Source organism: Candidatus Dormiibacterota bacterium, from assembly GCA_036495095.1.
GTDB lineage: Bacteria > Chloroflexota > Dormibacteria > Aeolococcales > Aeolococcaceae > CF-96.
The window spans coordinates 1-21,825 of record DASXNK010000021.1 but is presented as its reverse complement, the minus strand read 5'-3'; the positions used below and the strand labels follow the sequence as shown (position 1 = coordinate 21,825).

The 21,825-nt window shown below is 74.8% G+C and carries 23 protein-coding genes and 1 pseudogene; 14 read left to right on the top strand and 10 right to left on the bottom strand.

Annotated elements, in window-relative coordinates:
* The first annotated feature begins 15 nt into the window (after positions 1-15).
* From ispH to VGL20_01785, 9 genes are all read left to right on the top strand, one after another.
* The gene (gene ispH / locus VGL20_01825; protein ID HEY2702405.1) at positions 16-891 is read left to right on the top strand and encodes a 4-hydroxy-3-methylbut-2-enyl diphosphate reductase; all 876 of its coding nucleotides are present in this window, start codon (positions 16-18) and stop codon (positions 889-891) included.
* Positions 891-1,901: a polyprenyl synthetase family protein gene (locus VGL20_01820; protein ID HEY2702404.1), complete on the top strand. Its 1,011-nt coding sequence runs from the start codon at positions 891-893 to the stop codon at positions 1,899-1,901. Before ispH ends, VGL20_01820 begins: the two co-directional genes overlap by 1 nt.
* Positions 1,898-3,934, top strand: coding sequence for a squalene--hopene cyclase (gene shc, locus VGL20_01815; protein ID HEY2702403.1), 2,037 nt, complete (start codon positions 1,898-1,900; stop codon positions 3,932-3,934). The genes VGL20_01820 and shc overlap by 4 nt, the downstream gene beginning before the upstream one ends.
* Entirely contained in the window at positions 3,934-4,929 is a 996-nt protein-coding gene (gene hpnH, locus VGL20_01810) for an adenosyl-hopene transferase HpnH (protein ID HEY2702402.1), read from the top strand. Before shc ends, hpnH begins: the two co-directional genes overlap by 1 nt.
* Positions 4,930-4,945: 16 nt before the next feature.
* Positions 4,946-5,824: a squalene/phytoene synthase family protein gene (locus VGL20_01805; GenBank protein HEY2702401.1), complete on the top strand. Its 879-nt coding sequence runs from the start codon at positions 4,946-4,948 to the stop codon at positions 5,822-5,824.
* Positions 5,821-6,732 carry a phytoene/squalene synthase family protein gene (locus VGL20_01800; protein HEY2702400.1) on the top strand — a complete coding sequence of 304 codons (912 nt, stop codon included), beginning with the start codon at positions 5,821-5,823 and terminating at the stop codon, positions 6,730-6,732. Before VGL20_01805 ends, VGL20_01800 begins: the two co-directional genes overlap by 4 nt.
* 8 nt (positions 6,733-6,740) lie before the next feature.
* The gene (gene hpnE / locus VGL20_01795; protein ID HEY2702399.1) at positions 6,741-8,120 is read left to right on the top strand and encodes a hydroxysqualene dehydroxylase HpnE; all 1,380 of its coding nucleotides are present in this window, start codon (positions 6,741-6,743) and stop codon (positions 8,118-8,120) included.
* Between the two features lie 168 nt (positions 8,121-8,288).
* Entirely contained in the window at positions 8,289-9,122 is an 834-nt protein-coding gene (locus VGL20_01790) for an ABC transporter ATP-binding protein (GenBank protein HEY2702398.1), read from the top strand.
* On the top strand, positions 9,119-9,952 hold the full coding sequence (locus VGL20_01785; GenBank protein HEY2702397.1) for an ABC transporter permease: 834 nt from the start codon (positions 9,119-9,121) through the stop codon (positions 9,950-9,952). Before VGL20_01790 ends, VGL20_01785 begins: the two co-directional genes overlap by 4 nt.
* Positions 9,953-9,959: 7 nt before the next feature.
* Here VGL20_01785 and VGL20_01780 read toward each other — a convergent pair whose 3' ends face one another.
* A complete protein-coding gene (locus tag VGL20_01780; GenBank protein HEY2702396.1) occupies positions 9,960-10,601 on the bottom strand; it encodes a hypothetical protein in 642 nt (213 codons plus the stop codon).
* A gap of 32 nt (positions 10,602-10,633) precedes the next feature.
* Positions 10,634-11,353 carry a response regulator transcription factor gene (locus VGL20_01775; protein HEY2702395.1) on the bottom strand — a complete coding sequence of 240 codons (720 nt, stop codon included), beginning with the start codon at positions 11,351-11,353 and terminating at the stop codon, positions 10,634-10,636.
* 94 nt (positions 11,354-11,447) lie between these two features.
* Between VGL20_01775 and VGL20_01770 the strand changes: the two genes are divergently transcribed.
* A complete protein-coding gene (locus VGL20_01770) occupies positions 11,448-11,915 on the top strand; it encodes a MarR family transcriptional regulator (GenBank protein ID HEY2702394.1) in 468 nt (155 codons plus the stop codon).
* Between the two features lie 33 nt (positions 11,916-11,948).
* On the opposite strand, the gene VGL20_01765 is transcribed toward VGL20_01770, so the two are convergent.
* Positions 11,949-12,455, bottom strand: coding sequence for a plastocyanin/azurin family copper-binding protein (locus VGL20_01765; GenBank protein ID HEY2702393.1), 507 nt, complete (start codon positions 12,453-12,455; stop codon positions 11,949-11,951).
* A 190-nt stretch (positions 12,456-12,645) separates the two neighbouring features.
* Here VGL20_01765 and VGL20_01760 point away from each other — a divergent pair.
* Together VGL20_01760 and VGL20_01755 are read left to right on the top strand one after the other, a co-directional pair.
* A pseudogene (locus VGL20_01760) lies at positions 12,646-13,194 on the top strand (peroxiredoxin).
* A 250-nt stretch (positions 13,195-13,444) separates the two neighbouring features.
* Complete coding sequence (locus tag VGL20_01755) at positions 13,445-13,615, top strand: hypothetical protein (protein ID HEY2702392.1); 171 nt, start codon at positions 13,445-13,447, stop codon at positions 13,613-13,615.
* Here the strand turns inward: VGL20_01755 and VGL20_01750 are convergent.
* The 7 genes from VGL20_01750 to VGL20_01720 form a co-directional block, all read right to left on the bottom strand.
* Complete coding sequence (locus VGL20_01750; GenBank protein HEY2702391.1) at positions 13,599-13,868, bottom strand: hypothetical protein; 270 nt, start codon at positions 13,866-13,868, stop codon at positions 13,599-13,601. The two genes, VGL20_01755 and VGL20_01750, sit on opposite strands and share 17 nt — an antisense overlap.
* Positions 13,865-14,896, bottom strand: a complete 1,032-nt coding sequence (locus tag VGL20_01745) for a hydrogenase expression protein HypE (GenBank protein ID HEY2702390.1) — start codon at positions 14,894-14,896, stop codon at positions 13,865-13,867. Before VGL20_01745 ends, VGL20_01750 begins: the two co-directional genes overlap by 4 nt.
* 208 nt (positions 14,897-15,104) lie before the next feature.
* Entirely contained in the window at positions 15,105-15,713 is a 609-nt protein-coding gene (locus tag VGL20_01740) for a class I SAM-dependent methyltransferase (GenBank protein ID HEY2702389.1), read from the bottom strand.
* Positions 15,714-15,818: 105 nt separating this feature from the next.
* Complete coding sequence (locus tag VGL20_01735; protein ID HEY2702388.1) at positions 15,819-16,352, bottom strand: hypothetical protein; 534 nt, start codon at positions 16,350-16,352, stop codon at positions 15,819-15,821.
* A 216-nt stretch (positions 16,353-16,568) separates the two neighbouring features.
* Positions 16,569-18,536 carry an ATP-dependent zinc metalloprotease FtsH gene (ftsH, locus tag VGL20_01730; GenBank protein ID HEY2702387.1) on the bottom strand — a complete coding sequence of 656 codons (1,968 nt, stop codon included), beginning with the start codon at positions 18,534-18,536 and terminating at the stop codon, positions 16,569-16,571.
* Positions 18,537-18,683: 147 nt separating this feature from the next.
* Positions 18,684-19,280, bottom strand: a complete 597-nt coding sequence (locus VGL20_01725) for a hypothetical protein (GenBank protein HEY2702386.1) — start codon at positions 19,278-19,280, stop codon at positions 18,684-18,686.
* A complete protein-coding gene (locus VGL20_01720) occupies positions 19,277-19,681 on the bottom strand; it encodes a hypothetical protein (protein ID HEY2702385.1) in 405 nt (134 codons plus the stop codon). The genes VGL20_01725 and VGL20_01720 overlap by 4 nt, the downstream gene beginning before the upstream one ends.
* A 73-nt stretch (positions 19,682-19,754) precedes the next feature.
* Here VGL20_01720 and VGL20_01715 point away from each other — a divergent pair, with 73 nt between their 5' ends.
* Together VGL20_01715 and VGL20_01710 are read left to right on the top strand one after the other, a co-directional pair.
* The gene (locus tag VGL20_01715; GenBank protein HEY2702384.1) at positions 19,755-20,468 is read left to right on the top strand and encodes a TetR/AcrR family transcriptional regulator; all 714 of its coding nucleotides are present in this window, start codon (positions 19,755-19,757) and stop codon (positions 20,466-20,468) included.
* A 279-nt stretch (positions 20,469-20,747) separates the two neighbouring features.
* Positions 20,748-21,825: hypothetical protein (locus VGL20_01710; protein ID HEY2702383.1), on the top strand; the 1,078-nt coding region annotated here is incomplete at its 3' end.

Sequence of the window (21,825 nt, the reverse complement as noted above, 5' to 3'; positions counted from 1 at the left end):
GGAGGCCGTCGCAGACTGGGTCGCGGATCGTCTTCCCTTCCTCGAGGAGGCACCAGGCTGGAGACCGTCCGCGCCCGCTTCACCGGCCCGTGCTTCGGGGTGCGCGACGCCCTCGCCACCGTCGAGGCGGCGCTCGGCGACGGCGACCCGCGCTCCGTCGTGGCGCTCGGCTCGATCGTGCACAACCCTCAGGCACAGCAGCGGCTGGCGCTCCGCGGCCTGAGCGTCGAGCGCGATCCGGCGCGCGTCCGCGAGGGCGCGCGGGTGGTGATCACCGCCCACGGGGCGGCGCCGGCGGTCTTCGCGGAGGCGTCGCGGCGCGGCCTCGACGTGGTCGACACCACCTGCCCCCTGGTGCGTCGTGTGCAGGAGGCGGCGATGGCGGTCCGCGACAGCGGCCGCACCCTGGTGGTGATCGGCCACGGCGAGCATCCCGAGGTGCGCGGTGTGCTCGGCTGGGCGGGCTGCGGCCACCTCGTCCCCACCGCCGCCGAGGCCGAGCAGGTGCCCGCCGGCCGGCACCTCGGGGTGGTGGTGCAGAGCACCTTCCCGGGGGCGCACCTGCCGCCCATCCTCGCCGCGCTCGAGCGGCGGGCGCTGAGCCTCGAGGTGCACGACACCCGCTGCCCGGTGGTGACCATGCGCCAGCGCGACGGCGGCCGGCTGGTGGCGCAGGCGGATGTCATCGTGGTCGTCGGCGGCCGGTCGAGCGCCAACACCCGGGCGCTTGCGGAGAGCTGCGGGGCCCACCGTCCGACCTACCATGTCGAGACTCCCGACGAGGTGCGGCCGGAGTGGTTCTCGCCGGGGCAGCGCATCGGCATCGCCAGCGGCACCTCGACCCCCGACTGGCTCGTCGACGCCGTCGACGACCTCTGCAGGAGCTTCTGATGGCGGCGGTGCTCGGACCCGGCGTTGCCCCTTCCATCCCCGCGCGCAGCGCCGAGCTGCGCTCCCGCATCGACGGCGGCCTCCGCCTCGCCCTCGGCGACTGCCCGGAGGCGATGCGGCCGCTCTGCGGCGAGGCCCTCGGCGTGCTCGGGGCCGACGGCGCCCCGATCGCCTCCGGCGGCAAGCGGCTGCGGCCGCTGCTCTGCCTGCAGGTCTGCGACGCGCTCGGCGGCGACCTCGACCTGGCGCTGCTGCCGGCGCTCGCGCTGGAGTGCATCCACGCCTTCTCGCTGGTCCACGACGACATCGCCGACGGCGACCGCGAGCGCCGCGGCCGCCCCTCGCTGTGGGCGCGCGCCGGCACCGGCCCGGCGCTCAACGCGGGCGACGCCCTGATGGCCCTCGGCCTCGGGCTGGCGTGGCGGGCGAGCCCCTGGGCGGCGGCGCTGATCCACAGCGCCACCCTGTCGATGATCGAGGGACAGCACCTCGACATGAGCGCCGAGGGCGCGATCGCCCCCACCATCGCCGACTGGGAGCGGCTGGCGACGCGCAAGACCGGGGCGCTGTTCGCCGCCTCCAGCGCCGCCGGGGCGGCCACCGCCCGCGACGGCGACGACACCGTGGTCGAGGCCTTCTGGCGGCTCGGCGAGCGGCTCGGTCTCGCCTTCCAGGCCCGCGACGACATCCTCGGCGTCTGGGGCGACCCCGCCCGGACCGGCAAGCCGGTCGGCGGCGACCTGACCCGGCGCAAGGCCAGCCTCCCGATCGCGGCCGCCCTCGACCGGGGTGGCGCCGCCGACCTCGCGGCCGCCCTCGACGACCCCGCCAGCAGCGTCGAGCGGCTGCTCGAGCTGCTCGAGTCCGCGGGCGCCAGGGAGCGCGCCCTCGAGGTCGAGGAGGGGCACCGGCGCGCCGTCGAGGCGCTGCTCGGCGCGCTGGTGTCCGAGGTCGACGGCGGCGCGGCGCTGCACGGGCTGGTCGAGGCGATGTGGGGACGCAGCTCGTGACCGCCGCCCTCCCGCTGCCCGCCCGGCCGCCCCGCGCCGGCTCGCTCGCACCCGACGCCGAGCTGCTCGACGCCGCCTGCGACCGCGCCCGCGACGGGCTGCTCGCCCAGCAGCGCGCCGACGGCCACTGGTCGTACCGGCTGCAGAGCAACGTCTGCATGGAGGCGGAGTACCTGCTGCTGGGCCGCATCCTCGGCCGCGCCGACCCCGAGCGGGAGCGGCGGCTGGTGACCCGGATCCTCGACGACCAGCTCCCCGACGGCGGCTTCCCCACCCACGCCGCCGGCCCGGCGGATGCCGACGTCACCGTCGAGGCGCTGGCCGCGCTGCGCGCCGCGGGGCTGCCCGCCGACCACCCGAGGGTCGCCGCCGCCCGCGCCGCCGCCGAGCGCCTCGGCGGCCTCGCCGCCACCCGGGTGTTCACCCGGATGTGGCTCGCCTGCGCCGGGCTGCGGCCCTGGGAGGGGCTGCCCGAGCTGCCCCCCGAGATGCTGTTCCTCCCCGAGCGGGCGCCGCTGGGGCTGATGCGCTTCGCCTCCTGGGCGCGGGCGACGATCGTGCCGCTGACCGTCGTGCTCACCCTTCGGCCCCCCTGCGACGCGATCGTGCTCGAGCGCGGCGCCATCCCCGACGGCGCCCCCGGGGGGCGGCGGCGGCCCGTCCCCACCGGCCCGCTGGCGTCCGCCTTCCTCGGCGTCGACCGCCTGCTCGGCGCCTACCGGCGGCTCCCCCGCCAGCCCGGCCGGGGGCGTGCCCTCGCCCGCGCCGAGGCCTGGATCGTCGAGCACCAGGACGCCGACGGCGCCATCGGCGGGATCCAGCCGCCGATGGCGTACCAGTGCCTCGCCCTCCACGCCCTCGGCCACCGCCCCGGCAGCCCGGCGCTGGAGCGCGCCTGGGGCGCCTTCGAGGGCTTCGTGCTCGACGACGGCGAGCGCTGCGAGATCCAGGCCTGCGTCTCCCCGGTGTGGGACACCGCCCTGGCGATGTGCGCCCTCGCCGACCTCGGTGTCGCCCCCGGCCACGAGGCGATGCGCCGGGCGGCCCGCTGGCTGCTCGACGAGGAGGTGCGGGTGCGCGGCGACTGGGCGCGGATGCGGCCGCGGCTGCCCGCCGGCGGATGGGCATTCGAGTACCACAACGACCTCTACCCCGACGTCGACGACACCGCCATCGTGCTCTGCGCCCTGGGTGCCGCCGAGGCGGAGGGCCGCGACCAGGCGGTGCTCCGTGGGCTGCGCTGGATGCTCGGGATGCGCTGCCGCGACGGCGGCGTCGCCGCCTTCGACGCCCAGAACACCAGCCGGCTGGTGGGCCGCATCCCCTTCTGCGACTTCGGCGCGGTCACCGACCCGCCCAGCGCCGACGTCACCGCCCACGTGCTCGAGGCCGCGGCGCGCTGGGGGCTCGGCGCCACCCACCGCGACGTCGTGGCGATGCGCGGCTGGCTGCTCCGCCACCAGGAGGCGGACGGCTCGTGGTTCGGCCGCTGGGGGGTGAACCACGTCTACGGCACCGCCGCGGCCGTCCCGGGGCTGATCGCCGGCGGCCTGCACCGGCTCCATCCCGCGGTGCAGCGCGGTGTCGCCTGGCTGCTCGGCGCCCAGCGCGAGGACGGCAGCTTCGGCGAGGACTGCGGCTCCTACCGCGACCCCGCGCTGCGCGGCCGCGGCGAGCCCACCCCGTCCCAGACCGCCTGGGGCCTGCAGGGCCTCTGCGCCGGTGGCGAGGCGGGCAGCGGTGCCGCGGCGCGGGCGGCGCGATGGCTGATCGACCAGCAGGGCGCCGACGGGCTGTGGCGCGACCCGCGGTTCACCGGCACCGGGTTCCCCGGCGACTTCTACCTCGGCTACCACGGCTACGCCGCCTACTTCCCCGGGGCCGCGCTGGGCCGCTACCGCCGCACCCGTCCCACCTCCGGCAGGCGCGAGGCCGGCCGGGCCCCGATCAAGCTGACCGGCGCCATCACCGGCCTCCACGTCGAGACCGGGAACGGCAGGAGATCAGCGCCGACCAAGGAGGCTCTGTCGTAGTGCGCTTCCCGCTCCGGATGACCGTCGACTCGTCGATCCACGCGGCCCGGGCCAAGCGCACCGGCGACGCCCACTCGCCGATGGTGCTCATGCTCGAGCCCACCCTGGCGTGCAACCTCGCCTGCATCGGCTGCGGGAAGATCCTCGAGTACGAGGACAACCGCACCGAGCTCACCGTCGAGCAGTGCCTCGACGCGGCGCGCGAGGCGGGCGCGCCGGTGGTCTCCATCTGCGGCGGCGAGCCGCTCATCTACCGCGGCATCGACGAGCTGGTCGAGGGCCTGATCCAGATGGGCAAGCACCTCATCCTCTGCACCAACGGGCTGCGCCTGGAGGGCTTCGCGAAGCGGCGCACGCCGCACCCGCAGCTGAGCTTCGCGGTGCACCTCGACGGCATGGAGGAGACCCACGACCACATCGTTGCCCGGGCCGGGGTCTTCGAGATCGCGGTGCGCGCCATCGCCGTCGCCAAGGCGGAGGGCCACCGGGTCACCACCAACACCACCATCTACCGTGAGACCGACGTCGAGGAGGTCCGCGCGATGCTGGAGCTGGTGACCTCGCTGGGGGTGGACGGGGTGCTGCTCTCGCCCGCCTTCGGCTACGAGGCGATCGACAAGTCGGTGGTGATGACCCGCGACGAGATCGTCGCCAAGTTCCGTGCCATCCAGTCCTTCGACAGCCGCTACCCGGTGCTCACCTCGCCGATCTACCGCGAGTTCCTGCGCGGCGAGCGCAGCCTCACCTGCCACGCGTGGGGCACGGTCACCCGCAACCCCTACGGGTGGAAGGGCCCGTGCTACCTGATCACCGACCAGGTCCACGAGAGCTGCCACGACCTGATCACCAAGACCGACTTCGACGCCTACGGACCGGGGCGCGACCCCCGCTGCGAGCACTGCATGATGCACTCCAGCTTCGAGCCCGCCGCCGCCGACGCCGCCGCGAGCAGCCTTCGCGACCTCTTCCGCACGCTGCGATGGACGGTGACGTGAGCGGGCCGGCGGGGCGGTGACCGCGAGCGCCGCCCCCCCGCTTCCCGGCGACGGCCTGGGCGTCGCCCGCCGGCGCGAGAACTTCCCCCTCGCGTGGCTGTGCGGGCCGCGGCTGCGCTCCCGCCGCCTCGCCGTCTACGGCTTCTGCCGGCTGGTCGACGACCTCGGCGACGAGTACGCGGGCGATCGCGTCGCCGCCCTCGACGCCGCCGAGGCCCAGGTTCGCGCCGCCGCCCGCGGTGCCGCCACCCATCCGGTCTTCACCGCGCTGCAGCCGCTGCTCGCCGGCGGCGGCATGCCTCCCGACCCGTTCCTGCACATGATCGAGGCCAACCGGGTCGACCAGCGGGTCTCCGCGTACGAGAGCTGGGACACGCTCGACGCCTACTGCGCGCTGAGCGCCGCCCCGGTGGGGGAGATGGTGCTCCACCTCGAGGGCGCCGCCACCCCGGAGCGGCTGCGACTGTCGGCGAGCGCGTGCGCCGGGCTGCAGCTCGCCAACCACTGGCAGGACCTCGCCGAGGACGCCCGGCGGCGGCGTTGCTACGTTCCCCGCGACGTCCTCGAGCGCCACGGCGTCGGGGTGGCGCAGCTGGCCGCCGGGGTGGCCGCGCCCGGCTTCCCGGGGATGCTGGCGGAGTGCCTCGCCGCCGCCCGCGACCGGCTCGCCGCCGGCTGGCCGCTGGTCGCCGGCCTGGGACGCCGGCGCCTCGCCGTCGAGGTGGCCGGCTTCGTCGCCCACGGAGCCGCCGCCTGCGACGCCGTCGATGCCGCCGGGCCCGGGCTGCTGCGGCGCCGGCCCGCCGCGGGCACCGCCGGCCGGGCGAGGGCCGCGCTCACCGCGCTGCGCGCCCTCGTCGACCCGGTGCCGCCGCCGCGGAGCCTGCGGCGGTGAGCGTCCACCAGGCTCGGCCTGCCGACGCGCTCCACGGCCAGCAGCTGGTGGCCGACGGCCGCCGCGAGTGCGCCCGGGTGGCCCGCAACGGCGCGCGCACCTTCTACGTCGCCTTCTGCCTGCTGCCGCCGCGCCGCCGCCACGCCATCCACGCGGTGTACGCCTTCAGCCGCGTCGCCGACGACATCGCCGACGACCCGGCCCTCCCCGCCGCCGAGAAGCACCGCCGCCTCGGCGAGCTCCGCGACGGGCTCGGTGCGGTGTACTCGGCGGCCCCCCACACCCCCCGGCAGGCGGCGCTCGCCGACGCGGTGCGGGTCTTCGACATCCCCCGGCCGCTGCTGGAGACGCTGGTCGACGGTGTCGCCATGGACGTCGAGCCCCGCCGCCACGCCGACCTCGCCGCGCTGCGCGCCTACTGCCACGCCGTCGCCGGGGTGGTCGGCCAGATGTGCATCCGCATCTTCGGGGCCGCCGGGCCCGAGGCGGACGCGCTCGCCGGCGAGCTGGGGTTCGCCCTGCAGCTCACCAACATCCTCCGCGACCTCGCCGAGGACGCCGCCGACGGCCGCTTCTACCTCCCCCAGGACGAGCTCGCCGCCCATCGCCTCGACGAGGCAGCGGTGCTCGCCGCGGTGCCCGGCGACGCCCCGGCGACCCGGTTCCTCGCCCTCCAGGCGGAGCGGGCGGCCCAGGCCTTCCAGGCCGCCGGGGCGCTGCTGCCGCTGGTGCCCCGGGGCAGCCGTCCCTGCCTGGCGGGCATCGCGCTCCTCTACCGCACCCTCCTCGACCGGCTCCGCGAGCGCGACTGCGTGCCCTGTCAGGCGCGGCTGCGGCTCGACACCCGGACCAAGCTGGCGGTGGCGGGCCGGGCTGTGGTCGGCGGTGCGGTGATCGGGCGGCTGTGAGGGGCTGCGTGGTCGTGGGGGGCGGGGTGGCGGGGGTCGCTGCCGCGCTCGCCGCCGCCGACCGGGGCTGGCGGCCGCTGCTGCTCGAGCGCGGGCCGGTGCTCGGCGGCATGGCCCGATCCCACCCCGACCGCCGGCTCGGCGGTGACCTCGACTGCGGCCAGCACGTCGTGCTCGCCTGCTGCACCGAGCACCGGGCCCTGCTCCGCCGCCTCGGCACCGAGCACCTGGTGCCGCTCGCCCCCCGGCTCGACGTGCTCGTCGTCGACGAGCGGGGCCGCCGGGCGCGCCTCGGCGAGAGCCCGCTGGCGGCGCCGCTCCACCTCGGTCCGGCGCTGCTGCGGATGCCCTTCCTCGGCCACCGCGACCGGCTCGCGATCGCCGCCGCGGTGCTGCGGCTGGCGGCGCTGCGCGACCTCGCCCGGCTCGACGCCGTGGACCTCGCCACCTGGCTGGGCGCGGCGGCGCGGGGCCCCCGCCGCCGCGCCTTCTGGGACCTGGTCACGGTCGCCACCTGCAACCTGCCCAGCGCAGGGGTGAGCGCCGCGGTCGGCGCCTTCGTGCTCCGGGAGGGTTTCCTCCTCCACCGCGGCGCCGCCGCGATCGGGGTGCCCCGGGTGGGCCTCAGCCGCGTGCTCGAGCCCGCCACGGCGCTGCTCGCCCGGTTCGGCGGTGAGGTGCGCCTCGGCACCGCCGCCGACCGGGTGCTGGTCGACGGGGGAGCGGTGACCGGCGTGCTCACCGCCGCCGGCGAGGTGCTCGCCACCCCCCGTGTCGTCATCGCCGGGCCGCCCTCGCTGCTCGCCCGGGTCGCCCCCGAGGTGGCCGCCGATCCCGACCTCGCCGCCGCCCAGCGGCTCGGGGTCACCCCCATCCTCAACCTGGTGCTGCGCTTCGACCGGCCGGTGCTCGACGCACCGCTGCTGGCGGTGTGGGACAGCCCGCTGCAGTGGCTCTTCAGCCGCAGCCGGCTCTGCGACGAGCCCGGCGACGGCGAGACCGTGGTCTGCTCGCTCTCCGCCGCCGAGGACCTCGCCACCCTCCCCGGCGAGGCGGTGCTCGACCTGCTCCTGCCCCGCCTCCACGCCGCCCAACCGCGCAGCCGCGACGCCGTGCTGACCGGCTGGCACGTCACCCGCGAGCGCGCCGCGACCGCCTCGCTGGGCCCCGGCAGCGCGGCGCTGCGGCGCGGTCCGGCGACCCCGGTGGCGGGCCTCGCCCTCGCCGGGGCGTGGACCGCGACCGGCTGGCCGGTGACGATGGAGAGCGCCGCGCGCAGCGGCCGCGCCGCCGTCGAGCACCTCGAGCGGGCACATCTCGCCGGATCCCGTGGTACTCTGCACCTCCCCACCGGCACCTCGCCGGTGACCGCGGAGATCAACGTATGAGGCCCACGTGGATGGCGCTACGCCCGAGAACGGGTGATGCGCGCACGGCATGGGCCGCGCCTTGACGATCTGAAGTCAGACCCCTGACGCCCGATCTCGAGGACCGCGTGGCCCGGCCACAGCGGTCCTTTTCGATTCATCGAGACAGAGAGATCACGGGTGACAGAGATGCTGACGGTGGCAGAGGCGACACCGGTGCCGGGCCGGACGGCGCCGGCGGTGGAGCTCCGCGGGGTGAGCAAGCGCTTCCGCACGCGTCCGGGCGGGCTGCCCTGGCGGCGGGGGGCGGCGACCGAGAAAACCGCGCTGCACGCCCTCGACCTGGAGATGCGCGCCGGTGGGATCACCGGGATCATCGGCGTGAACGGGAGCGGCAAGTCGACACTCATCCGCATCCTCGCGACCCTGATGGTGCCGGACACCGGCACCGCGCGCGTCTTCGGGCATGACGTGGTCGCCGACGCCGCTGCGGTGCGCCGCCGCATCAACCGGGTCTCGGTCGAGGCCGCGTTCTTCAAGGAGCTGAGCCCGTGGGAGAACCTGCTCTACGCGGCGCGGCTGTACGGCACCGTCGAGGATGCGCGCCCGCGCGCGGTGTCTGTGCTCACCCGGCTGGGGTTGCCCGCCGACGCCATGGACCGTCCGATGAAGCAGCTCTCGCGCGGCCAGCAGCAGAAGGTGGCGATCGCGCGCAGCTTCCTCACCACCCCCTCGCTGCTGCTCATGGACGAGCCCACCACCGGTCTCGATCCCCACTCCAAGCGCGACGTGCAGCGGCTCATCCAGGTGCTGCGCGACGAGCGCGACGTGACCATCGTGCTCTGCACCCACGACCTCGCCGAGGCCGAGGCGCTCTGCGACCGCATCGTCATCCTCGAGGCCGGCGCGGTGGTGGCCGACGCGCCGCCGGCGGAGCTGTGCAGCTCCGGTGAGAGCCTCGAGGACGTGTTCCTGCGCATGACCGGCCGCAGCATCGGTGACGACAGGGAGGACGGCTCATGAGCACCGCCGCGCTCCGCCACGAGGTCGGCGCGTTCGTCGGCTTCCTGGAGCGGCAGAAGAACATCTACCAGCGCTTCTGGGCGTGGGAGGCGGTGTGGTTCGTCTACAGCATGGTCAGCGTGATGAGCATCGGCTACCTCGCCACCGGCCTGGAGGCCACCGGCGTCGGCGGGCACGTCGACCTGCGTGCCATCCAGCTGTACCTGCTCGCCGGCTCGATGCTCTGGAGCTATCTCTCGCTGGTGTTCATGGAGGTCGCCTACATCGTCGCCTGGGAGCGCTGGGAGGGCACCATCGAGTACACCTTCATGGCGCCGGTGAGGCGGACCACCCACCTGCTCGGCATCTGCGTCTTCGCCGTGCTCTACGGCATGGCACGGACCGCGGCGGTGGTCGTGGTCGCCCTGCTCGTCTTCCACGTCGACCTCTCCCACGCCGACCTGCTCGCCGCCGCGGTGGTGCTGGCGGCGTCGACGGTGCCGCTCATCGGCCTGGGGATCCTGATCGCGATCCTGCCGCTGCTGGCGCCGGAGAAGGGCGAGCAGATGAGCACCGCGCTGCAGGGGCTGTTCCTGCTCGTCTCCGGCGTCTACTACCCGGTCTCGGTGCTGCCGCTGCCGCTCCAGGCGGTGGGGGTGCTGTCGCCGCTCACCTACACGCTGTCGTCGATCCGCGACGCGCTGCTCCACGGCGCCCACGTCGCCGCGCTGCTGCCCCAGGTCGGCCTGCTGCTGCTGATGGGGGTCGTGCTCATCCCCGCCGCGCTCTGGCTGTTCGCCGTCGCCGAGCGGCGGGCGAAGCGGCTGGGCACCCTGAAGCGGAGCGGGTAGCCCGCGCTCAGCCGCGGCGCCGCTGCAGCCCGTCGAGGACGGCGGCGACCGCGCACGCCGCGCGCCGCTCGGCCAGGGCGGCGGCCCGCGCCAGCCGCGGCAGCGACGCCCAGGCGGCGGGACGGCCGGCCAGGCCGAGCAGCCGGCGGGGGGAGGGGCGGTCGCCGCCCGGCTCGACGAGGCCGGCGGCGGCGCCCAGGGGACGCGCCGGGGTGTCGAGGATCGCCCGCACCACCACCAGCGGGACACCGGCCCGGAGGCACGCCGGTGCCCACCCCGCCGCCTCGGTCTCCACGGCGAGGACGCCGGCGGCGGCGAGGCGGGCCCGGGCGGCGGGGTCGTCGACCACGGCGTCGCCGCTCGCCACCAGGCCCGCGACCGCGGGCGGGGCGGCGCCGAGGACCGTGGCGACGACCCTCGAGGGCGGGGGAGGCGCGTCGAGGGGGTGCCCGGCCAGGTCGCACAGCCGCTCGGCCACGACCACCGTGCCGGTCTCGAGCGTGGGGTGACAGCCCCCGGCGACGCCCGCGACCACCACCACGACGACCCGCCCGTCCAGCTGCGCGGCCGCGGCGCCCGCCGCCGCCGCCGGGCCCATCCCGGTGGTCACCACCCGCACCCCGGGCCGGGCCCCCAGCCGGCGCCGCACCGCCGCCGCCTCGCGGCGCAGGGCACAGGCGATCAGGACCGTGGCAGCACCACCGTGGCCGACCCGGCGGGCAGCAGCCCCCGCCCCGGTCCGGCGTCGAGGAGCAGCCGGTATCCCTGGCCGGGCACGGTGGCGATGCGCACCGTCGCCCCGGCCTCGACGAGCTTGCGGCGGAGCCGGTAGACGCTGCTCACCACCGCCGCGTCGGTGGCCTCGGCGACGCCGCCCCACGCGCCCTCGATGATCTGGGCGCGGCTGATGACCTGGCCGGTGTGGGTGGCCAGGAACTCGAGCAGGTCGGCCTCCCGGCTGGTGAGCGAGAGCCGCCCGCGCTCGCTGCTCAGGCGGCGCCGGCTGGGCTCGAACACCACCCGGCCGAGCACCATGCGGGTGCGCGCCAGCGGGGCCACCGCCACCGACCGCCGCAGTGCCGCCTGGGCGGTGGTGCGGAGCAGCGCGGGGGCGAAGGGCTTGGGCAGGTGGTAGTCGGCGCCGGCCTCGAGGTAGCGCTCGGTGGGACCGCCGCCGAGGACGATCAGGGGAAGGTCGGTCTCCCGGCGCAGCTCGGCGATGCCCTCGGCGCCGCCGACGGCGTCGGAGTCGGCGATGAGGAGGTGGGCCTCGCCCTCGCCCAGCGCCTCGAGGAGCAGGCTCCGATCGGCGACGAAGGCGGGGAGGAGCCCCAGGCGGCGGCAGATCAGCGCCACCACCTCCCGGTAGTCGGGCTCGAGGTCGAGGATGACGGCGGACATACGCGGTCTCCCCTGGATGGTTGCGAGACGCTTCCGTACCCCCGACCTACAATCCGCGAGGGAGCCGGAGTTTGTCAACTGGACCGAAGGACACATGGCCGGAAGGACCGACCCGGTCTCCGCCGCCGCGCGCGAGGGGATCCGGCGGCGGGCGCGGATGCGGATGCTGTTCCGGCGTGCGGTCGCGCTGGTCGACCGGCTCGCCGTCGAGGAGGGGTTGAGCCCGGCCCAGTATCACGTGCTCCTCACGCTCGCCGCCCGGGCCGGGGACGGCGGCCTTCCCGAGAGCGCGCTGGTGCGCCACCTCGATGCCAGCCGCGCCCACGTCTCCGCCATGGTCCGCTCGCTGCACGCCGCCGGCCTCACCATGGAGTGGCGCGACGCCGACGACCGCCGCCAGCTGCGCCTGGCCGTCGCCGACACCGGCTGGCAGCTGCTCGAGCGCCTCGGCGAGCGCCAGGAGCAGGTGCTGCGCGACTTCGTCGCCGGCTTCGACCGGACCGAGGTCGAGGAGATCGTCGCCGACATCTCCGCCCGCTACCTGGGACTGAACCAGGGCTGACTCAGCTCGGAGGCGTGCCTCGCCCGGTACGAATCACGGGGTCCCGGGCAGGGGGACGCCGAGGGGCTGGGCCGGGGTGGGCGTGGCCTGCGGGCCGGCGGCGTGGACGGTGACCGAGCCGTGCATCACCCGGTAGCCGTGGAGGCTGCAGTAGTAGACGTAGCGGCCGGGGGTGCGGAAGGTGAAGAACCAGCTGGCGCCGTTGGCGAACGGGCCGCTGTCGCCGAGGGCGTCGGGGCCGTCGCCGGGGCCCTGGCCGGCGCACGCCGCCGGGGTGCAGCGGGTGACGGTGTGCGCGGCGGCGCTGTTGTTGAACCAGGTCACGGTGGCGCCGTCGCGGATGTCGATGTCGGCGGGGGCGTAGCAGAAGCCGGCGCTGCACCCCGACGGCGACTCCTCGACGAGCACGCGGCCGCCCTGGGTCGGGGTGACCTTCGCGCCGGTGGTGAGCGGCGCGTGGACCGCGGCCAGGAGGACCACCGCGAGCAGGGCCGCACCGCCGCCGGCGGCGGCCGTCCGGGGCCGGCGACGCCCGTGCATGCTGTCCTCCCGCCGAGCCGACTCGACATCCGGAGGTCACCCGAGTCCGGATTGATCGTGGAGTATGGACCGGATGCGGCGCGCGGTGGTCCTGGAAACTCGCGGTGCGGCCGGCCGGTGCGCCGCGGGCCGGCGGTCGGCGGCGGCGGCGGACGGCTATGCTGCGAGGGCCGTGAGCGCCTACGAGCTGCTGCCCTCCGGACTGCCGGTCCCCGTCGACGACGGTGCGGCCGACCACCTGCCGGGGCGTGTGCTGGCACCGCTCCGGCTGCGCGCCACCGGCGGCGGCGAGGTCGACCTCGGCGCCCTCGGCGGCGGCCGCACCGTGCTGTTCGTCTATCCCCGCACCGGCACCCCCGGCGAGCCGCTGCCCACCGGCTGGGACGACATCCCCGGGGCGCGGGGCTGCACCCCGGAGGCGTGCTCGTTCCGCGACCACCACGCCGACCTGAGCGGCGCCGGCGCCGCGCTGCTGGGGCTGTCGGCGCAGAGCGGGGCCGACCAGGACGAGGCGGCCGGCCGTCTGGCGCTGCCCTACCCGCTGCTCTCCGACCCGGAGCTGCGGCTCGGCGCGCAGCTGGGGCTGCCGACCTTCTCGGTCGACGGGATGGTGCTCTACCGGCGGCTCACCCTCGTCGTCCGCGACGGGACCGTCGAGCACGTGTTCTATCCCGTCTTCCCGCCGGACGCGCACGCCGCCCAGGTGCTGCACTGGCTGCGCAAGCATCCGGTGTCATGAGCATGCCCTGGCTCGCGTCGAGGTCTGCGTGCGGCGCAATCGCATGGCACGGTGCGCACGGCGCAACCGCCGGGCCGGTGACGGTTCAATCACTGCAATCGCACGGCTTTGGCCGGAACCGCGCAGGTTTTTCAGCGCTCGCGCGTCTCATCCGCGGATCATCGGAGTCCTGGGGAGAGAAGCGGTGTCGAGAGCGCGTCACCAACCCGGAGACCGGCAGCCGGCCCGGGGCGGATATGAGGGGGACACCGTGCACATCATCGTCACGTGCGAGTGCTGTGGCCGCCGCCACTCACTCGCCCGGCCGCTGGACCGGCCGCAGATCCTGCACCTGATCTGTCACGACTGCGAGCGCTGCCTGCGCGTCGAGGTCAGCGCCCGCGACATGCGGCGGGACGCTCCGCTCAGCGCCGCCCGCTAGCCTCGGGGCCACCGTTGCGCTCGTCGTGGACGCGCGGACAGGGGGCGATGGGGGAGTGCCACCAGGAGCCGTTGCCCCGGTGCACGCTCACCTCCTGGCCGCAGCCACGACAGCGCGCGCAGAACTGATACCCGGCGCTGTTGCAGAGCCGGCGGAACCCGGCGAGGTTGTGGCCGCGCTGCCGCGCCTCGAGGGCTGCGGCGTCGATGGCGGCGATCGAGGCGCCCGAGCCCGTCCCGCCGGGGGCGTTCACGTGATCTCCGGGGCGCGCCAGGTCGGCTCGACGTTGACCTCGGCATTGGCGATCATGCGCACCGCGCGCAGCCGCAGCCCCTGCGGCGGCAGCAGCTCGGAGACGAGCTTCCCGCCCATCGGCGTGTCGAGGAAGGGCATGAACCGGTCGGGGAACCCGGGCATGGTGCAGCCGATGCAGATGCCGCCGACGCTCGGGCAGCCGCCGATGCCGCCCATCCAGCCGCGCTTGGAGACGTTGCAGTTGACCACCGAGCCCCAGCAGCCCTGCTTGGCGAGGCACTTGACGGAGTTGAAGCCGGTGGCGAAGTCGGCGTGCTCGTTGAACCCGGTGCGGGAGCAGCCCTCGCGCGCCATCATGTTGAACAGCCAGGTCGGCCGCCCCAGCTGGTCGAGCGGGATGGTCTCGGTGAGGCCGGCGAGGTGCCAGAGGACGGCCAGGAGGGTCTCCATGATGTTGTCCGGCTTCGCCGGGCAGCCGGGGACGTTGATCACCGGCAGCTCGCAGCGCGACCGCCAGCCCTTGCCGAGGTAGTCGGTCAGACCCATGGCGCCGGTCGGGTTGCCGAGCATCGCGTGGATCCCGCCGTAGGCGGCGCAGGTGCCGACGGCGACCACCGCCCAGGCGTGGTGGACGAGGCGGTCGATCCACTCGCAGGTGGTGATCGGCTGCTGGGTCACCCGGTCGGTGCCGAACGCCGCCCAGTAGCCCTCCTCCTTGTTGTTCTCGTTGGGCACCGAGCCCTCGAAGACGACCACGAAGGGGTCGAGCTCACCGCGCTCCGCACGGTAGAACCACTCCATGAATTCCTCGCCGACCTCGTAGGCGAGGAAGGGGTTGTGAAGGTGCACCTTGGGGAGGCCGGGGATGGTGCCGAGGAGGACGTCCTCGATGCTCGGCTGGGTGGCCGCGGTCATCGACACCGAGTCGCCGTCGCAGCTGAGGCCCGCGGTCATCCAGAGGATGTGGACCTCGTCCACGGCGGAGACACCGCGGAAGCTGGGGGACCCGGACCCGGACCCGGCCATGTCGATGTGTCCTCCGGCCCGCGGCGTGGCGCGGGCCCCAACCCTTCTCCGGACGCCCATGCCGCCGACATTACAGGCGAGCCGACGAGAAAAAGTACCACGGCACCGTCGACTGAGGAACCGGACGTGTTGCGTATGAACCCGTTCTCTCAGGATTGGCCGCGGCGCGGAGGGACAAGCCCACCGGTGAGCCCTCCGCGACGCGGGTTCAGGCTCTGACGGCCACGCCCACGACCCCGGGACGGACCACCATCTCGAGGGCGCCCCGGGGCTGCAGCGAGGTGAGCTCGCGCACCTCGAAATGCTGGCGGATCGCCGCGACGGTGTCACGGTCGAGGTGGCAGCCGCCGGCGAGGACTCGCCACACAGGGGTGAAGCGGGCCTGGAGACGGCCGCGACGGCCGTCGCCCCGGACGTGCTCGAGGAAGAGCAGCCGGCCACCGGGGCGGAGCACGCGGCCGATCTCGGTGAGTGCGGCGGCGGGGTCGCGCACGGTGCAGAGCACCAGCGTGGACACCACCGTGTCGAAGCTGGAGTCGGCGAAGGGGAGGCGCTCCGCCGGCGCATCGTCCACGACCACGGCGCGACCCAGCGACCGGGTCCGTCGCTCCAGCTGGCGGCGCATCGGCTCCTCCGGCTCGGTGATCACGAGCCGGTCGACCTCACCGTAGTGCGCCAGATTGGCGCCGGTCCCGCCCCCGATCTCGAGCACGTCGCCGCTTGCACGCCCGACCAGCCGGCGGCGTTCCTCGCCCAGCCAGCCGCGCTCCGAGGGCGCCAGGAGCCGGTCGTAGAGGGCGGCGAAGACGCGGTCCATGCAGGCCACCCGGGGATGGTAGCCGCTCGACAATCCGTGCCATCCCGGATGGCGCCAGCCGGTGCCGCGCGATGTCACGTGTCCCCCGAACCACAACCAGGACGCTCACCGTGGCGACGGCCCCTCGAGGTGCCAGTGGCGGGTCACCTCGGAGCGCCACTCGGCGCCGCCGTCCTCGCGGGGATAGAGCACGAAGCGGCTGACGGTGCGCTGGCCGCCCTCGTGGTCGCCATACACCAGGTCGACGGTCAGCGGGGTGCCCCCGGTGACCGCCTGGCGCACGACCGGGAGGAAGGGGTCGTCGAGCTCGCGCACCGCCCCCTGCCAGTAGCCGATGTCGCCGGCGCCGACGTAGAGGTCGCGCTGCTGGCGGCGGGCGGCGTCGACGTCGACGTGGTCGTGGTCGAAGCGCTCGCGCCCGTCGGAGACGTGCCAGCCGCGGAGCACCGCCAGCCCGGCGCCGACGTTGCGGAGCGAGATCGCCAGGTAGTAGCGGCCCTCGACCTCCTCGACCACGGCGAGGCCGCCGCGGACGGAGAGGCTGTGGTCGTCGCCGAAGAGGACGTCCTCGACGTGGTCCTCGGCGCGCGAGGGCATCAGCACCGGGCGCAGCCCGACCAGCAGGGTGCGCTCGGCCACCCGCGCCGCGTGGTTGGCGGAGCGGATGGAGAAGAAGGTCGCGATCGCCAGCGCCAGGGTGCCGGCCGCGGTCGCCAGCTGGGCGATCGCCGACCAGTCGGGCGCCCTAATCCGCCTGCTCCATGGGTCGCATCAGCACCTCGTTGATCGCCACCCGCCGGGGCAGCACCTCATGGGGAGACCCGGTGCGGGTGGGAGGTCTCCCGCTCATGCCGGTCAGCCGACCACCGACACCACCGGCCGGGGCTCGGCCGCCGCCGGCCGGTCCGGGCTGGGGACGATTCCGGTGATGGCCAGGATCTCGTGCTCGCCGAGGGTGTCCTCGCGCAGCAGGGCGCGGGTGAGCGCCTCCAGCGGCCCCCGGTTCTCCCGGAGCAGGAGGCCGGCGCGCTCGAAGCACTCCTCGACGATCCGCCGGATCTCCGCGTCGATCACCTGCGCCGTGGCCTCGCTGTAGAGGCGCTGCGGGGCCAGCAGCGAGCCGCCCTCGCCGTCGTCGGCGAGGTTGAGCGGCCCGACGCGCGGGCTCATGCCCCAGCGCACCACCATCTCGCGGGCGATGTTCGTCACCTGCTTGAGGTCGCTCTCCGCCCCGGTGGTGACCACCCCGTAGATCAGCAGCTCGGCCGCCCGGCCGCCCAGGGCGCCGATGATCCGGGCCATCAGGTAGTCCTCGGGGTAGTTCTGCCGGTCGTCGACGGGGCTCTGGACGGTGACCCCGAGGGCCCGTCCGCGAGGCACGATCGAGACCTTGCGCACCGGGTCGGCACCGGGGAGGAGCAGGCCGAGCAGGGCGTGCCCGGACTCGTGGTAGGCGGTGCGCTCGCGGTCGCTCTCGGAGAGGACGATGTGCCGTGCGGCGCCGAGGAGCACCTTCTCGAGGGCGTCGCCGAAGTCGGCCATCCTCACCGCGGTGCGGTCGCGGCGGGCGGCGAGCAGGGCCGCCTCGTTGACGAGGTTCCGCAGCTCGGCGCCGACCAGCCCGGGTGTCTGCGATCCGAGGCTGACCAGGTCCACGTCGTCCGCCAGCGGCACGCCGCGGGTGTGGATGGTGAGGATGGCGGTGCGACCGGCCCGGTCCGGGGGCTGCACCATCACCCGACGGTCGAAGCGCCCGGGTCGCAGCAGCGCCGCGTCGAGGACGTCGGCGCGGTTGGTGGCGGCGATGACGATGACGCCCTCGCGGCCGTTGAACCCGTCCATCTCGGTGAGGATCTGGTTGAGGGTCTGCTCCTGCTCGTCGTGGCCGCCGAGCCGCATCGCCGAGCTTCGGGCGCGGCCGATGGCGTCGAGCTCGTCGATGAAGATGATCGCGGGAGCCGCGGCGCGGGCCTTCTCGAACAGGTCGCGGACCCTCGACGCGCCGACCCCGACGATCATCTCGACGAACTCCGACGCGGCGACGCTGAAGAAGGGCACCCCGGCCTCGCCGGCGACGGCGCGGGCGAGGAGCGTCTTGCCGGTGCCGGGAGGGCCGACCAGCAGGACGCCCTTGGGCACGGTGCCGCCGAGCCGCTGGTACTTGGCGGGCTCCTTGAGGAAGCCGACCACCTCGCTGAGCTCCTCGTTGACCTCGTCGATCCCGGCGACGTCCGCGAAGGTGGTCCCGGGACGCTCCGCGTCGTACAGCCTCGCCTTGCTCTTCCCCATCCCGAAGATGCCGCCGCCGGCGGCCGCCGCGGCCCGGCGGCTGAGCCAGATGAAGCCGCCGATGAGCAGGATCGCGGGCCCGAAGGTGACCAGCAGGGTGAGAAGCGGCGAGGTGGTGCGGAGCGGCGACTCGGCGTTGATCGTCACCTTGTGCTGCACCAGCAGGGCCTCCAGCCCGGTGCCGACGAAGCTGGGCAGCTCGGTGGTGAAGTTGACCGAGCTGTCGGTGGCCGACGGGGCGTGCACCGGCGTGCGCGCGATCCCCTGGATGGTGGGGCCGGTGCTGGTGATGCTGCTCACGTTGTCGCCGATCACCTGGCTCAGGAACGTGGGGTTGTAGGGGATCGCCACCACGGTCGGGCCCTGGGGCCCCCAGGTGCGGGCCAGCAGGACGTTGACGGTGAGCAGGACGAGCATCACCAGCAGGAAGCGCGGCGACAGCAGCCGCCGCACCGTGCTCGGCGGAGGCGGAGGTGGGTCGCCGGGCGCCGGTCCCGGCGCCGTCGTCCTCGGCCGGAGGGTCGGCAGCTTCACGTCGGCAACCTCCGCGGTGTCCCGCGATGAGCGTCTCCGTCGCGAGCGAATATGTACCTTTTGTAATGATTCACTCTAGCAGACGCTGTGTTCACCACCGATACGGGGCGACCCGGCGCTGGGATCACCCACCCGGTGCACGGCGGGTCACAGCCGCCGGAAGTCCGTCATCCGGTCACCCGCGCAGCGGTACGCGAAGCTGGCGCCGCCGGTGGTCACCGTGCCGGTGCTCAGGCCGCTGTCGGACGACCCCGAGCCCGACGAGCCCGAGGCGCCGCCGATGAACAGCCAGATCGGGGTGGAGGAGGTCACCCCGGCCGGGTTGCACTCGACCACCGGCAGCTGGGCGGCGAGCACGACGATCGCGACCACGGCGACGCCGAGCCCGGGGCCCGCAACCCGCAGCGAGCGCGATGCGCCGCCCAGCCGGCGGACCAGCGCGGTGCAGGCGGCGGCGCCGAGGAGCAGCAGCGGCAGCCCGATGCTGAAGATCCCCAGGATCCCGTAGGCGAGGAGGCCGGCGCTGACGATGCCGAGCAGGACGACGTCGGGCCGGGCCGCCCGCACCGTGACCACCGCGGCCACCAGCGCCGCGCCGAGGGCGAGGGCGGCGACCACCACGACCCCGAGGGGCATGGCGTAGGCGGGTTGGCCCCAGTGGCCGGCGAGCACCGCGAGCCGCCATCCGCCGACCCCCGCCGCCGCGGCTCCGACCACCGCTGCGGTGGCCCGGGGCGGCGTCACCGGGGCGCCTGCGGCTGCCAGCCGGGGGGCGGGGGGGGCGGCATCGGAGCGGCGGGTCGCAGTGCCCGCTGCCGCATCTGGGTGAGGACGAGCAGGTTGCCGAAGTGCATCACCCCCAGCACCACCAGCACCAGGCCGAGCTTGCCGGCGAGCGCCTCGATCACCTGGGCGACGCTCGCGGGCTCGGTGTCGAGCCGCAGCTGCAGGGTGACGCAGCCGAGGTTGACCAGGTAGAAGCCGACCACCAGCAGATGGTTCACCGAGTCGGCGAGGGCCTCCTCGCCGTGGAACACGTCGAGCAGGAACCGCCGCCCGTGGCGGAGGAGGGTGGTGGCCACCCAGACCGTCAGCAGCAGGCTGGCGGGTGCGTAGATCAGGTATTCGACGACCTTGCCGTCCACGACGTGTCCCCCCGGTGCGGTGGCGCCCACCCCGCCGTTGACGGGCGATGTGCCCAGAGCATATCCTGAACATATGATCAAGTCAAGTGATCAGGAAAAATCGAAGCCGGAGGGTGAGGGACGCCGCCCCGGACGGCGGCGGCGGAACGACGCCGGCGACCGCACCCGGTCGCAGATCGTCGATGCGGCGCTGCGCACCCTGCTGGCCGAGGGCTACTCGGGCACCTCGGCGCGGGCGGTCGCCACCACCGGTGGCTTCAGCGCGGCACTGATCTTCTATCACTTCGGCAGCCTCGACGCGGTGCTGCTCGCGGTGATGGACCGGGTCAGCGACGAGCGCCTCAGCCGGTACCGGTCACGCCTCCACGAGGTCTCGTCGCTGTCCGCGCTGGCCGCGGCGATGGCGGAGCTCTACGCCGAGGACCTGTCCCTGGGCCACCTCACCGCGGTCCAGGAGATCGTCGCCGGGATGGCGTTCGACGACCGGCTCGGCGCCGAGATCCTGGCCCGGATGCAGCCGTGGTTCGACTTCGCGACCGAGCTCGCCGGCGGGATCCTCGCCGGCACCCCGCTCGACGGGGCGGTCGATCCCGCCACCATCGGCTCCAGCGTCATCGCCCTCTACCTCGGGCAGGAGATCGTCGACCGGATGCGCCGCGGCGAGGCCGGCGGCTCCAGCGCCCTGGTGGCCACGCTGACCAGCGCTGCGCCATGGCTCGACCGGCTGCTGGGGCGGACGCCGCGTGGCGGCGGGCGCCGTCCTCCGGAGCGGATCGGCGTCGACTGAGCCGCCGCCCGGTGACGATCGGGTGGCGTCTGTGGTCATCCGGTGACGGATGAAACAGCTCCGTGCGCGCTGTTAGGCCGGGGTCACGGGCGCGGTCTTGCGGTTGTGTCGGGCACCTCTCGTCCGGCGGCAACTGGACATGCGCACGGAGGTTCCACCCAGGTGACCACGATCAACGATTCCGGACCGCCTCGCCGAGGCCCTCTCCGCGGACGGAAGCGGCCCATCGCGAGTGGCGCCGCGGGCTGCCTCATCTGCTCGGTCGCCCTCGGTGCGCTGGTGACCTCACACCCCCAGTCCGCGGCGGCGCTCAGCTCGACCGTCACCACCGCAGACCTGCTCGGCATCGACCACAACACCGGCAGCTACCTCGGTGGCGCCGGCGGCGTGATCGTCCACCACACCGCGAGCGGGGACGTCCTCGACAACCTGCCCGACCGGGTCAACGTCAACGCGATCCTCAACGTGGGCAGGGACGCGCTCGGCCACGACGAGGTCTACGCCGCCAGCGACCACGGCGCGCTCTACTACCAGGCCGGCGGCAACGCCTGGTGCCGGCTCAACGTTCCCCCGGCGGTGTTCGCCGAGAACCTGCACGCCATCGCCTCCCTCGGCTCCGGCCGGGTCGAGGTGGTGGGCACCGACGGCCTGATCATGGAGCTGACCGGCGCGGCCGGCTGCGGCGCGACCTTCATCGTCGACGCCCGCGTGCCCGGCTCGCCCGCGCTGAACGCGATCCGCCATCTCGCCAACGGCGTGGTGGTCGCGGCCGGCGACGCCGGCACCATGGTCGTCGGCCACGCCGACTCCACCATCCACCACCTGCTCTTCTCGCCGGTGGTCTCGGGCACGCTCGCCAACCTCTACGGCCTCGCTCCGTCGGCGAGCGGCGTGATCGCGGTGGGCGCCGGCGGCGCGGTGATCGACGGCTTCCTCACCGTCGATCCCCAGACCACGCTGCCCGGCCTGGTGACCACCGTGCTGACCGGCATCCCGACGGTGGCGGGCCTCCGCGACGCCGCCTCGGACCTCGGCACCCTGGTCCCGACGGTCGTCGCGGTCGGCGACGGCGGGACCATCCTGCGGTCGGTCGACGGCGGCCTGACCTGGTCGGTCACCGCCTCGGGGACCACCGCGAACCTCCACGGCGTCCAGCTCACCGATGTCAACGGCGGCCTGGCCGTCGGCGCCGCGGGCACGCTGGTCCAGATCAGCTTCTCCGGCTCGCCGGCGCCCTCCCCCAGCCCGACCGCCACCGCGACGAGCACGCCGACGGCGAGCCCGAGCGGCACCCCGACGAGCACTCCGAACCCGACGAGCACGCCGAGCCCGACCGGCAGCCCGACGAGCACGCCGA

What these genes read in the sequence shown, in the direction of transcription:
- VGL20_01820 (HEY2702404.1), top strand. Translation starts at nt 891, where the DNA reads ATGGCGGCGGTGCTCGGACCCGGCGTTGCCCCTTCCATCCCCGCGCGC.
- VGL20_01790 (HEY2702398.1), top strand. Translation starts at nt 8,289, where the DNA reads ATGCTGACGGTGGCAGAGGCGACACCGGTGCCGGGCCGGACGGCGCCG.
- VGL20_01785 (HEY2702397.1), top strand. Translation starts at nt 9,119, where the DNA reads ATGAGCACCGCCGCGCTCCGCCACGAGGTCGGCGCGTTCGTCGGCTTC.
- VGL20_01775 (HEY2702395.1), bottom strand. Translation starts at nt 11,353, where the DNA reads ATGTCCGCCGTCATCCTCGACCTCGAGCCCGACTACCGGGAGGTGGTG.
- VGL20_01770 (HEY2702394.1), top strand. Translation starts at nt 11,448, where the DNA reads ATGGCCGGAAGGACCGACCCGGTCTCCGCCGCCGCGCGCGAGGGGATC.
- VGL20_01765 (HEY2702393.1), bottom strand. Translation starts at nt 12,455, where the DNA reads ATGCACGGGCGTCGCCGGCCCCGGACGGCCGCCGCCGGCGGCGGTGCG.
- VGL20_01745 (HEY2702390.1), bottom strand. Translation starts at nt 14,896, where the DNA reads ATGGCCGGGTCCGGGTCCGGGTCCCCCAGCTTCCGCGGTGTCTCCGCC.
- VGL20_01740 (HEY2702389.1), bottom strand. Translation starts at nt 15,713, where the DNA reads ATGGACCGCGTCTTCGCCGCCCTCTACGACCGGCTCCTGGCGCCCTCG.
- VGL20_01715 (HEY2702384.1), top strand. Translation starts at nt 19,755, where the DNA reads ATGATCAAGTCAAGTGATCAGGAAAAATCGAAGCCGGAGGGTGAGGGA.